11 protein-coding genes, 1 tRNA gene and 1 pseudogene are annotated in these 11,216 nt (G+C 71.3%); 9 read left to right on the plus strand and 4 right to left on the minus strand.

The annotated features are described in order from the left end of the window. Nucleotides 1–377: 377 nt before the first annotated feature. A complete protein-coding gene (locus WME75_RS40595; protein ID WP_437482229.1) occupies nt 378–824 on the minus strand; it encodes a DUF6968 family protein in 447 nt (148 codons plus the stop codon). After that, a pseudogene (locus WME75_RS40600) lies at nt 709–2,247 on the minus strand (hypothetical protein); the annotation flags it as partial. The pseudogene WME75_RS40600 and the gene WME75_RS40595, both read right to left, overlap by 116 nt. A 101-nt stretch (nt 2,248–2,348) precedes the next feature. Between WME75_RS40600 and WME75_RS40605 the strand changes: the two are divergent. The 8 genes from WME75_RS40605 (at nt 2,349) to WME75_RS40640 (ending at nt 7,918) form a co-directional block, all read left to right on the plus strand. Beyond that, the gene (locus WME75_RS40605; protein ID WP_437482231.1) at nt 2,349–2,474 is read left to right on the plus strand and encodes a hypothetical protein; all 126 of its coding nucleotides are present in this window, start codon (nt 2,349–2,351) and stop codon (nt 2,472–2,474) included. 78 nt (nt 2,475–2,552) lie between these two features. After that, nucleotides 2,553–3,143 carry a Uma2 family endonuclease gene (locus WME75_RS40610; protein WP_437482233.1) on the plus strand — a complete coding sequence of 197 codons (591 nt, stop codon included), beginning with the start codon at nt 2,553–2,555 and terminating at the stop codon, nt 3,141–3,143. Between the two features lie 135 nt (nt 3,144–3,278). Then, nucleotides 3,279–3,584, plus strand: a complete 306-nt coding sequence (locus WME75_RS40615) for a hypothetical protein (protein WP_437482236.1) — start codon at nt 3,279–3,281, stop codon at nt 3,582–3,584. After that, nucleotides 3,581–4,864 (plus strand): hypothetical protein, encoded by a 1,284-nt coding sequence (locus WME75_RS40620; protein WP_437482238.1) that lies wholly within the window; start codon nt 3,581–3,583, stop codon nt 4,862–4,864. Before WME75_RS40615 ends, WME75_RS40620 begins: the two co-directional genes overlap by 4 nt. A gap of 174 nt (nt 4,865–5,038) precedes the next feature. After that, nucleotides 5,039–6,277 carry a hypothetical protein gene (locus WME75_RS40625; RefSeq protein ID WP_437482241.1) on the plus strand — a complete coding sequence of 413 codons (1,239 nt, stop codon included), beginning with the start codon at nt 5,039–5,041 and terminating at the stop codon, nt 6,275–6,277. Nucleotides 6,278–6,316: 39 nt separating this feature from the next. Beyond that, nucleotides 6,317–6,390: transfer RNA gene (locus WME75_RS40630), tRNA-Gln, on the plus strand. 440 nt (nt 6,391–6,830) lie between these two features. Further along, nucleotides 6,831–7,466 (plus strand): sigma-70 family RNA polymerase sigma factor, encoded by a 636-nt coding sequence (locus WME75_RS40635; RefSeq protein WP_437482244.1) that lies wholly within the window; start codon nt 6,831–6,833, stop codon nt 7,464–7,466. Then, nucleotides 7,463–7,918 carry a hypothetical protein gene (locus WME75_RS40640; protein ID WP_437482247.1) on the plus strand — a complete coding sequence of 152 codons (456 nt, stop codon included), beginning with the start codon at nt 7,463–7,465 and terminating at the stop codon, nt 7,916–7,918. Before WME75_RS40635 ends, WME75_RS40640 begins: the two co-directional genes overlap by 4 nt. 167 nt (nt 7,919–8,085) lie before the next feature. Here WME75_RS40640 and WME75_RS40645 read toward each other — a convergent pair whose 3' ends face one another. Then, on the minus strand, nt 8,086–8,859 hold the full coding sequence (locus tag WME75_RS40645) for a Stp1/IreP family PP2C-type Ser/Thr phosphatase (protein WP_437482250.1): 774 nt from the start codon (nt 8,857–8,859) through the stop codon (nt 8,086–8,088). 172 nt (nt 8,860–9,031) lie between these two features. Then, nucleotides 9,032–10,261: a S1C family serine protease gene (locus tag WME75_RS40650; RefSeq protein WP_437482252.1), complete on the minus strand. Its 1,230-nt coding sequence runs from the start codon at nt 10,259–10,261 to the stop codon at nt 9,032–9,034. A 263-nt stretch (nt 10,262–10,524) separates the two neighbouring features. Here WME75_RS40650 and WME75_RS40655 point away from each other — a divergent pair, with 263 nt between their 5' ends. Then, on the plus strand, nt 10,525–11,211 hold the full coding sequence (locus WME75_RS40655; protein WP_437482255.1) for an RNA polymerase sigma factor: 687 nt from the start codon (nt 10,525–10,527) through the stop codon (nt 11,209–11,211). The last annotated feature ends 5 nt before the right edge of the window (nt 11,212–11,216 follow it).

Below are 11,216 nucleotides of genomic sequence, written 5' to 3' on the forward strand. Positions count from 1 at the left end.
GCGGGCGACCGCGGAACCACAGGCGTCACATGTCGACGGAACGCAGACAGTTCCTGAGGCACGTGAGGAAGGGACCGGGCATCGGGCCATGCCGGACGAGCACCCTCGACGCCGGGAGGGCGCGGCACGAGCTCAGCCACGCGGAGTGGTCTCATTTGCCCAGAGAGAGCTCACATGAAGGCGGGAAGATCATTGATCTTTTTTTCCCGCCTTCCCGCCTTCATGTTCAAATCCGACCACCACCCGCGGCCGCCTCGGTCCTGGGGCCCTCGACACCGGGCGGCGCGGCGCGAGTTCAGCCAGGCGGCACCACAAGCACCGAGAGCGTTGACACCCTCCGACAGGCAGCTTTTGCCGCCGTGAATTTCGGCACTCTTTCAGGGAGTTGCAGAAGACGTCCCGAACCCGAGGTCATCATTGCCAAGCCATCTCAACTTGGCTCCGGTGGGGACAAACGTGGCGAGGATTGACGGCACGATCCAGCATGCTGCGAGAAACGCCTGCAGTTCGTCGACACCGTAAGAGTGGCGAGAGTACGGCTCGTCGAATCCACTGATCTCAACTAGCGCACGGAAGTCTCCGCCCGGAAGGGGATCGGGCTCTGGAAGCCCGATGCGAACAACGATGTCGTGTACGTCGTTCGAGCCGGGCAGCGTCATTCCGAGGGTGCGCACTAGCGTTCTGGTGGCTGCGTGAGTACTCATTGTTCTAGTCCTTACACCTTTTGTTGCACTTGGCACGGTCTTCGTTACACTTGTTCCAGCATCGTTCACGAGCGCCCTTGTCGCCCTTAGGGAGCCTGCGGCATCCATTTTCACAGGCATTCGCAATTTCTTCGCAACGCTGCCGGCAAGAGCTGCTGGTCGAGCTTGAGCTCGTCACCCACCGACACGAGCCGCACGACTGCGCGCCGGAGCCGTTTCCAACCCCAGAGGCTTTCTCGCATCGATCCTTGGCCTCGTCCAAGCTCGCGTGCTCGCCCTGGTACAGCGTCGTGCAGCTACCTGCCGCGCCCTGGTTGTTGCAGGCAGCCGAACCCGCCGTCCACGCGACCGTACATTCCACCGTTTGTGAGCACGGATCCCCATCGAAGCCCGTGTGATTTTGCGGCTCCAGCGGCACATACCCGAAGCCCCCGACCCCTCCAGTCGGAGTGATGATGCCGCCGCCGGCACCTTCGTTTCCATGACCTCGGACATAGCACTCTCCTACATCGTAATTGCACGCGGCGAGACCGAAGCACAGAACAACAAATAGCTTGCTCATCTCGACTTTACCTCGAATTTCCAAATGGGTCCAGTGGTCACCATCACGACCAGACTTCCAGGAAGAACGCGACTGTTGCCGCCAGCCCAGTCCACATGGACGCTGGTGGACACGCCCAAGGGCCCGGAGAAGTACCAATCGGACTGGGCGCGGCCGCCTGGAGCAGTCCCCACCACGCGGTCGCAGATCACGGCACCGCACACCGGCATCGAGTAGATCGCCAGGGACGGCCCGAGGCTGATGGTCGTTGTCTTCGTGACGTACCCAAGAGTGACTGCCGTTCGATCGTAGACGCCTACACCTGCCCCCTGGAACGATGCTGAGCATGTTGTGGACTTCGAGCCGGAAGTCCCCCTCGCTGCGCCAGACCCATCCGGCGAAGGGGCTCACCGCAAGCCTGGGTTCGAACCCGACCTGGATCCCACCCACGCTCACACCGCCGCTGAACTCGAGCGCGTGCCGACGCCGGAACAACGACGAGCGCACAGACGTAGAGCGGCAGACAGAGCTTGCCGTGGAGGCCGATTGACAAGACGGAAGCCCTGCCCCAGTCGCGACCCACGACGTGACGACGCGCATTTTTTCTGGGCGTGACTTGGGCGTCAAGAGCAACGTCGGCGGGTAGATCGCGATGCGCGTGCATCGATTCGTCCCGGCCGGCGCCGGTGCGCACAGTTGCGCGACGGGAATGGTCGTCCGCCACGTGGTTGACGAACACCCGCCACCAGGAACCGGCCGCGCTACAACCCGTTGTCTCCCCGCTACAACCCGTTGTCTCCCCGCTACAACCCGTTGTCTCCCCGCTACAACCCGTTGTCTCCCCGCTACAACCCGTTGTCTCCCCGCTACAACCCGTTGTCTCCCCGCTACAGCCCGTTGTCTCCCCGCTACAGCCCGTTGTCTCCCTGCGACAGCCCGCTGTCTCCCCGCTACGGCCCGCTGTCTCCCCGCTACGGCCCGCTGTCTCCCTGCGACAGCCCGCTGTCTCCCCGCTACGGCCCGCTGTCTCCTCGGGGATCATCGATCCGCCGTACCCCGGCGCCGCCGCGAGCCACACGCCTCCGCTTCCCGGCATCGCCGGCATGTCGCCGCCCAAGCCGAGCCTCAACACGGTCGCCTCGGACGCGCGTCCCGAGGTGGACCGCATCTCACCGCCGGACCTTGACGAGCTCGCGCTGGTCCTGGCGGTCGCGGCCCTGCGCCGATGAACGCCCCGGCCGGCGCGCCGCCGGGGCCCTGCTCCTCACCGCCTTGCCTCGCCGCGCGCCTCCGGGCAGGCTCCGGTCATGGGCCAGCCCGCCGAGAAGCAGCGCCGCGCCACATACGCCGACCTGGAAGCCGTGCCGCCGAACAGGGTGGCGGAGCTCGTCCGCGGCACCCTGCACGTGTTCCCGCGGCCGGCGCCGCGGCATGCACAGGCAGAGACCGAGCTGGCCACCGAGCTCGTTGGCGCGTTCGGTCGCGGGCGCGGTGGCCCTGGTGGCTGGCGCATCCTGGTCGAGCCCGAGCTGCACTTCCCCGACCCGGACGCGCCGGGCGAGGTGGAGGCGCTCGTGCCCGACCTCGCCGGCTGGCGCCGCGAACGGATGCCAGAGCTGCCCGAAACGGCCTATTTCTCGCTCGCTCCGGACTGGATCTGCGAGGTCCTGAGCGCATCCACGGAGGGCGTCGACCGCGACGAGAAGATGCCCGTCTATGCGCGTGAGGGCGTGCGGCACGCGTGGCTCGTCGACCCGATCGCGCGGACGCTCGAGGTGTACGTGCTCGGCCAGGATCGTCGCTGGGGGCCCGCGGTGGTCCACCGCGACGCCGCGCGCGTTCGCGCCGAGCCGTTCGATGCCATCGAGCTCGATCTCTCGGTGCTCTGGGCGAAGTAGGAGGCCGCCGCGCCGGCGCGGGCGGCGGTGACGAGCCTTGCAGGAGCACCAGCCGATCCCGTGATGTTCGCGGGTCGTCACGCGGTCTCTAGCCGCTGTACCGTGCCGTACGCGTGTGAGAGGATCGCTCTCCTCATGAAGAGGATCAAGCTCAAGCTTCACAGCGACGAGTACCACCTCAGCGCCGTCGGCTACCTGTTCGAGGATCCCGCCCCCGCCGGGGATCCGGCCGGCGTGCGGCCGTTCTCGATCCGCAACACCGTCTTCCCCGAGTTCGATCTGGAGCCGGGTAACTACGTGTTCCGCTTCAGGATCCGGAACGGCAGCGGCAAGTTCCAGATCTTCGCCTTCGACCCCAGGACGAACCAGAGCACCCGCGCGGAATACGACACGTCGACCGGCGCCGAGGCCCTCACGTTCAAGTTCACGGTGGCGCCATGAGGACATCCCTGCTGCTCCAGCGCACCGCAGCGCTGCTGTCTCTCTCGCTCTCGCTGGCGGCGCCCGCGCGCGCCCAGGGCGTGGCGCAGCCGTCGGAGCCTGCGCCGCCGGGCGCCCCGCCCGCCGCCGCCCCGAGCGCGCCCGTGGCTCCGTCGCCGGGCGCCGGCGCGGCCGCGGCGCCCGCGCAGCCGGGCCCCAACGCGCCGATCTCGCCCGCCGCCGGCGCGCCGATCTCGCCCGTCTCGCCCGCCGCCGGCGCACCCATCGCGCCCATCTCGCCCGCCGCCGGCGCGCCCATCTCGCCGGCCGGCACGGGCCGCGAGCTCGTCTACCTCGTGCCTGCCGAGGTCTCGGGCACCTCCGGCGGCGCGGCGGTCGCGCGGGTCGGCTTCGGGGTGCTGGCCGGCTTCGGCGAGGTGACCGATCCGACGGCGTGGGACGTGAGCACCGTGCTCGAGGCCGAGGTGGCCACCGAGGACGGGCTGGCCACGCTGATCGGCCTCTCGAACCCCGACGAGACGGCCCAGGCGCCGATCGGGAGCCTGCGCCTGTCGGCCTCGTTCGCGCGCCTCGACTTCGAGGGCGAGGGCAGCTCGGCGTATCCGCCGCTGGTCCTCTACGTCGGCGGCGCGGTCGGCCGCACCCGGTTCAGCTATCTCGGCCCGGGCCCCGAGCGGCGCGACACGAGCCTGCCGCCGACCTACGAGCCGCGCGAGCTCACCGCCGTGCCCTGGAGCGTCGGCGCCTCGGCCGTCTACGTCGGCGGCGGCGGGAAGAAGCTCGCCCCGACGATCGAGGGGCAGATCGCGTTCGCGTCGCGCTGGACCGCGTCGACCGACACGCTCGAGTGGTGCGAGCCCGTGGGCGACGTCGTCCGCGGCCTCGATCCGGTCACCCAGTCGACAACCTTCGCCCCGGCCTCGCGCTGCAAGCGCGAGGTGCTCGGCGCGCCGAGGCAGAGCCAGGAGCTCACCGTCGCGGCGCACGCCGGGCTCGTCGACAAGGTGGCGAGCGCCACGTTCCGCGCGGCGTTCGGCACGCGGGTCGCGATCGCGCTCAACGACGACGCGCCCGCCGACGTGCGCATCAGCCTGCGCGCTCCGGTCTACGTGACGCTGGCGCGCGCGCCGGAAGGGACGAAGTACCGCGGGCTCATCCGGCTGATGCCGGCGCTCAGCGTGGTCCGGCGCTCGACCGGCGAGACGGACGTCGGCGGCATGCTCGAGATCGGCTTCCTCGGCCAGCGCGCGATGTTCTCGGACAACTACACGGATCTCTGACGGAAGGCGGCGGGCCGCGCAGCCGACGCGGCCCGCCGCCGCGGGCCCGGGCGCCCGGCCCGACCCCGCACTTTCTTGGCCCATCTCCCCACCATCCGCTACCGACGCACGAGAGCAGCGGAGGTGGACCCGGAAGTATCGGGTGAATCGCCGCAGCTCGCTAGGGAGACAGCGATGGGCCCGAGCGCGGCGTACAAGGTGGAGGGGCTTTGCGACGGGGTGCCGGCGCCGAGCGGCGTGGAGGGGCGCAGACAGGAGCATCAGAGCCTCTGCAGCGCCCCCACGATGCCGTTCAGCTCGCACCCGAGCCTCGTGGTGGAGGAGCCGGCGGAGTCGAGGCCCTGGTGTGTCGACCACGGCGGCTGGCTCGAGGCGATGACCACGGTCGCGCTGTGGCGCGCGCTCGAGGTGGGGGAGCTCCCCCACAGCACGCGCGTGTGGCGCGAGGGCCTCGAGTGCTGGACGGCCGCCGGCGAGGTGAAGGCGCTCGGCTGGACCATTTCCCAGCCGCCCCCGCCCAACGAGGCGCCCGCCCTCTCCGCCGCGAGCGAGGGGCCCGAGTCCACCGGCCCGCTCAGCTTCGCGTTGACCCCCGGCGATCTCCGGTCGGTCGCGCCGCGCCACCCCCGGGGCGGCCCCGCGAGGCCTCGCGACGAGCGCGCGGACGCCTTCGCCCTCGGCCCGTTCCCGCTGGCCGAGGCGGCGGCGCGGCACGAGACCCCTCCGCCGCCGATTTCCCTCGAGATTCCCTCGTGTTTCCCGGCGGTCCCCTCGTTTCCGCCCGACACGCTCCCGAGCGCCGGGGCTCCGGTGCCCTGCGCCGCGCAGCTCGGGCCCGGGCCGGCGCGCGGCGGGCGTGACGCGGACCCGGCGCCGCGCGGGCGCGCGTCGGGCACCTGGTCGCGGCTCGCGCGGCGCGCCCGCGCCTCTCGCAGCGCGGTCTCGCTCGCTGCGGGCAGCGCGGCGAGCGTGCTCGTGCTGGGCCTCTCGGTGCTGAGCGCGCTCGCCCCTGCGACCGCGCCATCGAGGGCTGCGGTCGCGCCGGCGGCGCGCCTGGGTGTCGCCCAGGGCGTCGCAGCGGCCGCCGCCCAGGCCATCCTGCCTGCCCCGGAGCTCGCCGGGGCGGCCCGCGCGGCGGCCCCTTCTGTCGCGGCGCCCGGGCCAACCCCGGTGCCCGAGGGCGCCCGCGCGGCCTCGGAAGGGGGCGTTGATGCGCCAGCGCTTCCGCCGCAGGGGACGGCGAAGGCTCCTTCGGCCGGCGCGAAGCCGGCGCCCGTGGGTCGCCGTGAGCGCGGGCAGTTCCGCCTGCGGCGAGGTCGGTCCGAGGCGGACACCGCGCGTGGCGGCGGCCGTCCGGGCCGCGGACCCGGCTCGTCGGTCGGGACGGGTGCCATCCTGCGCGACTCGCGCTAAGGTGCGCGCCGCGCGGCGGTCGGCTCCGATCCGCGGCACTCCGGCGTCGTTCAAGGGCAGGACGGGGGACTTTGAATCCCCTAATCGTGGTTCGAATCCACGCGCCGGAACCAATCGAGCGCCCGCGCTCTCTGAGGGGGGATCGTGATGGGCGATCTCCATCGAGCGCACGGGAGCGCCTCCGGCGCGGCGGCACGTCGTCGCTGGCGCGTCGGGCGCCAGTGCCTGCTCGCTATTGTCTGGCGCGGTCGAGCCGGGGTTGTTTACCGTGGTCTCACCGAGGGCTCTGCGCCTGCCGCGGGGCGGGGGCGAGACCCTGGATCCTGGAGGACCGGACGGCGTGGCGAGCGATGAAGGGGACCGCGTACGCGGAGCCTCGACCCATGCAGATGCGGACCGCGTACGCGGATCCCCGCCCCATGCAGATGCGGACCGCGTACGCGGAGCCTCGACCCGTGCAGATGCGGACCGCGGCGCCCCGATCCGTGCAGGCGCCGCTCGCGGCGTCCCGATCCGTGCAGGCGCGGCTCGCGGCGCCCCGATTCCTGTGGGTGTGGATCCCGAGCGCGAGCCCACGGCGCCCATCGAGGTGAACGAAGCCCAGTTCATCGCGCGGCTCGTCGCGCGCGATGAGAGCGCGTTCAACGAGCTCGTGATCCTGTACGAGCGCCGCGTGTTCGCGCTCGTCTACCGCATGCTCGGCCGGCGCGACGAGGCCGAGGACCTGTCGCAGGAAGTCTTCGTGCAGGTCTTCAAGGCGATCGACCAGTTCCGCGGCGAATCGAAGCTCTCGACCTGGATTTACCGCATCGCCGTGAACCTCTGTAAGAACCGGACGAAGTACCTCTCGCGGCGGCACGCCGACGCCCAGGACGACGTTGACGCCATGGCCGAGCGGGTGCCGCTGTCCGCCGCGAAGGGTGTGAGCGTCGGCGATGTGAGCCGCCCCGACGAGCTCGTCGAGGGGATGCAGCTCGAGGCGGTCGTGAAGCACGCCATCGGCCAGCTCGAGCCCGAGTTCCGGGAGGCGCTCATCCTTCGCGACGTCGAGGACATGTCCTACGAAGAGATCGCCTCGGTGACGGGTTTACCGGATGGGACTGTGAAGAGCCGGATCCATCGCGCGCGCGGGCAGCTCCGCGCGCTGGTCGAGAAGGTGATGGGTGAGAAGGTGAGAGGCGGGAAATGAGCGGAGCGGACGACCCCAGGCGTACGGGGCAAGCCGAGGAGCCGGCCGCTTCGGGCGTGGAGAGCGGCAGCCGTCCCACGCCGCCCCCCGCGGAGGCGTCGCGCGCCGCGCCCCCGCGCGCCCTGCCCGACGACGCTGATCTGCCCGACGACGCTGATCTGCCCGACGACGCTGATCTGCCCGACGACGGCGATCTTCCGCTGGTCGACGAGATCGACCTACGCGAGCTGGTCCGCGGCGCCATGCGCGCGCCTCCTGCGGCGCCGCCGGGCTTGCTCCGCGGTGTGCAGCGGCGGATCCGCACGCGCTCACGCGGCAAGTTCTACGGCGACGGCTGGAGCACCGCGCGTTCGCCGCGCTCGACCTACCTGATGACGAGCCTGTTCATGCTTGGCCTCATCGCCTTCGTCTTCCTAGTCCTGGTCCCCTGGAGCGGCGGCGCCCTCCCCTGAGCGCCGCTCTTCCCTGAGCGGCGCTCCCCCGGCCGCCGTTTGCCGAGCGGCGGTCACCCGCACAGGAGACGGGCCCAGATCGGCGTTTTCGGCGCGGAGGCGTACTCCAGTACGCCGAGCACCGAAAACGTCGAGGTGGGCCCGTATCCGCAGCGGGTGCCCGCCGCTCACTGGGTCCAGCGGACGAGGACGCAGGTCACGTTGTCGGGGCCGCCGTTCTCGTTCGCGCGCTCGATCAGCTTCGCGGTCGCGACCTGGATGTCCTGGTGCTCGCTCAGGATGTGGGCCATCTCGGCGTCGCTCACCGGGCCGGAGAGGCCGTCGGAGCAGAGGATGTAGGTGTCGTTCAGCTGCGGCACCTCGAAGCGGGTGTCGACCTTGACCGTGTCCTTCATGCCGAGCGCGCGCACAATCACGTTCTTGTGCGGGAAGTTCGCGATCTCCTCCGGCGTGAGCCGCTTCATCTTGATGTAGTCGTTGAGCAGCGAGTGGTCCTCGGTGAGCATCTCGAGCCGACCCTCGCGGAAGCGGTACACCCGGCTGTCGCCGACGTGGGCGACGTAGACGCCGTCGTTCGCCGTGAAGATGCCGACGAACGTCGTCCCCATTCCCCGCTTCTTCGCCTCGCGCTGCGCCGTCTCGTAGATACGCAGGTTGGCGAGCTTGATCCCCGTGATCAGGCGGTTCTCTTCATAGCCCTTGGACCGGTCCATCTTGTAGGGCCAGGTCCGCTCCGGGTCGTCCTGCGTCTGGGCGAAGAAGTCCTGCATCGCCTCGACAGCCATCTTCGACGCGACCTCGCCCGATGCATGCCCCCCCATCCCATCGGCAACCATGAAGAGGCCGTACTCCACCATGATGCCGAAGTTGTCCTCGTTGTGGTTGCGCTTGCGCCCGACGTTCGTCTCGCCGGCCACTTCGATTCGAAACGTTTGGGACACGGATCACCCGATCGAAGGCCCCGCGCGAGGCGCGGGGCCGAATGAGAACCGCGAGCGCCCCGATCGAGCCGCTCAAGCCCGATCCTGGAGGTTCGGTTGACGCAGTGTCAACCGGATCGCACCCGAGCGCCGAGCTTATAGAATCCCGGCCGGGGCCCACATCATTTTTCGCTTACTTGCGGTACTCTTCGGTGGCTCGGCCGCTCGAGCTCGGCGGCGGCAGCTCCACCTCGGGCTTCTTTGTCGCGGCTGCCTTCGGGTCCGGGGCGGCGCGGAGCAGCACCGTGACCTGCCGGTACTTCCCGCCGCTCAGCAAGGTCAGAGGGACCTTCTCGCCGATCGCATGCGCGCGGATCGCGTCGGCGAGCGCCTCGGGGCTCGTGACGGGCACGCCGCCGACCGCGAGGATCATGTCGCTCGTCGCACGATCGCCGCCCTTCAGGCGGGCCTCGTCCGCCGGGCTCCCGGGGTGGACCACCGTGACCCGGACCCCCTTGGCCACCGGCGCGGCCTCGCTGATCCCCTGGATCCCGAGCCACCCCGCGGGCTGCACCGCCGTCTGCGGCACGGCGCGGAGGAACCCCCGGATGGCGCTGATCGGCGCGCCGAAGGCGACCGGCGTGCAGGGCTTGCCCTCGTTCGGAGCGCAGCCGCGGCCGAGGACCGCGACCACGCGGCCGTCCTCGTCGAGGATCGGCGCGCCCAGATCGAGCGGCGAGACGCGCGACCCGAGCTCGATCGCGTCGTCGAGCTGCCGGTCGTCGCCGCCGAGCAGCGTCCGGCGCGATCGCAGCACCATCGGGACGGCCGCGACCTTGCCGCGCGCCGCCGAGAACGAGCGGATCTGCGCGTCCGGCCGCACCGGATCGCGCGACGAGGCGGTGAGCCCCTCGGTCCACCTGCCGGTCTGCGGCACGAGCAGCGCGAGATCCCACACGCGGTCGTGGTGGCCGAGCTTCACCCGGACGGTGGTCCCGTCGGCGAGGCGCGCCGTGAGGTCGTTGCCCGCGCCGAGCGGCGAGAGCGCCGTCAGGATGCGCCCATCGCCGGCGAGCACCGCGCCGAGGCCGAGGACCTGCCCGCCCCGCTCGACGATCGCCACGCCGCGCGCGGCGCGCTCCTCGACCGGCGGCTCCGCCTTGTCCCGGTCGTTGTCCTTCTCGGCCGGGCCCCGCTTCGGATCCGCCGGGGCCGCCTTCCTCTCCTTCACGCCCACGTCGGCGCGGGCCGGGAGCACGCCCCGCTTGCGCGCCTTCTGGGCCGGCGGCGGCGCCTCGTCCTCTGCCTCCTCCTGAGCTGGCTCCTCGTCCGGCGCGCCCTGCGCGAGCGCCGCGGGCGAGGCGAGCGCGCCGGCGAGCGACGCGGCGAGGGCGAACGCCAGCGACCGTCTCCATCGCTTCACAGGCGAGGTGTCAACGGGAGCGCTCGGCCCGGCCCCCCCGGGCGCGGTGGCCTTCGCGAAAACAGACGGGCTTGTCTCATTCATAAGCGCGGCTCCTGAGGCGACCTGCCGATTCTGCTGCGGCTGGGATCGTATTGCAAAAGGCAAAGGCCGGACCGCCCTGTACGGTGGGATCGGGCACCGGAGCCCGCCGGGGGCGGGGGCGAAAAAAATCCGGTCACGAACGCGGGGGACGGGGGCACATGGCCGGCGATGAGGCAGCGATGGCAGCTGGGTTAGCGCTCGTGGGGGCGGGGGTCGAGACGCGGACCGAGGTCGAGACGCGGACCGAGGTCGAGACGCGGACCGAGGTCGACGCGCGGACCGAGGGCGACGCGCGGACCGAGGGCGACGCGCGGACCGAGGGCGACGCGCGGACGGACGAGGCTCGGGCGATCGAGGGGCTGATCGGGACAGGCGACTTCCGGGAAGCGCTGTCGCGGTGTGCGAGGGCCTACGCCATGCCGCTGGGCCGGCTGTGCATGGCGTTCACCGGGTCGCAGGCCGAGAGCGAGGAGCTTGTGCAGGAGACGCTGCTCGCGGCGTTCGATGCCTTCCCCCAGTACCGCGCCGAGGGGAGCGTGCGGGCCTGGCTCTTCGGGATCGCGCGGCGCATCTGCGGGCGGCACACGGAGCTCAGGGCGCGGCGCGAGGCGCGGCTGCGGCTCGTGCACGACACGCGGCCGCGGCCGGATGCGAGCGAGCTCGCGCTGGAGCGCGAGCGGGCCGAGCGCGCCCGCGCCGCGCTCTCGCGGCTCAAGCCGAGCGAGCGCGAGGCGGTGGTGCTGCGGTTCGACGCGGGGCTCTCCTTCAAGGAGGTGGCCCTCGCGTGCGGGATCGACGAGGCGGCGGCGCGAAAGCGGGTCAGCCGCGCGCTGGTGCGGCTCAGGGCCGATCTGGGCGAGGAGTGAGGGCG

It is taken from the genome of Sorangium sp. So ce1014 (assembly GCF_051521505.1).
Taxonomy (GTDB): Bacteria; Myxococcota_A; Polyangia; order Polyangiales; family Polyangiaceae; genus Sorangium.

Excerpts from the sequence above, each read along its gene's own strand:
- WME75_RS40595 (WP_437482229.1), bottom strand. The coding sequence starts at position 824 with ATGCCTGTGAAAATGGATGCCGCAGGCTCCCTAAGGGCGACAAGGGCG.
- WME75_RS40605 (WP_437482231.1), top strand. The coding sequence starts at position 2,349 with ATGTCGCCGCCCAAGCCGAGCCTCAACACGGTCGCCTCGGACGCGCGT.
- WME75_RS40610 (WP_437482233.1), top strand. The coding sequence starts at position 2,553 with ATGGGCCAGCCCGCCGAGAAGCAGCGCCGCGCCACATACGCCGACCTG.
- WME75_RS40615 (WP_437482236.1), top strand. The coding sequence starts at position 3,279 with ATGAAGAGGATCAAGCTCAAGCTTCACAGCGACGAGTACCACCTCAGC.
- WME75_RS40620 (WP_437482238.1), top strand. The coding sequence starts at position 3,581 with ATGAGGACATCCCTGCTGCTCCAGCGCACCGCAGCGCTGCTGTCTCTC.
- WME75_RS40625 (WP_437482241.1), top strand. The coding sequence starts at position 5,039 with ATGGGCCCGAGCGCGGCGTACAAGGTGGAGGGGCTTTGCGACGGGGTG.
- WME75_RS40640 (WP_437482247.1), top strand. The coding sequence starts at position 7,463 with ATGAGCGGAGCGGACGACCCCAGGCGTACGGGGCAAGCCGAGGAGCCG.
- WME75_RS40655 (WP_437482255.1), top strand. The coding sequence starts at position 10,525 with ATGGCAGCTGGGTTAGCGCTCGTGGGGGCGGGGGTCGAGACGCGGACC.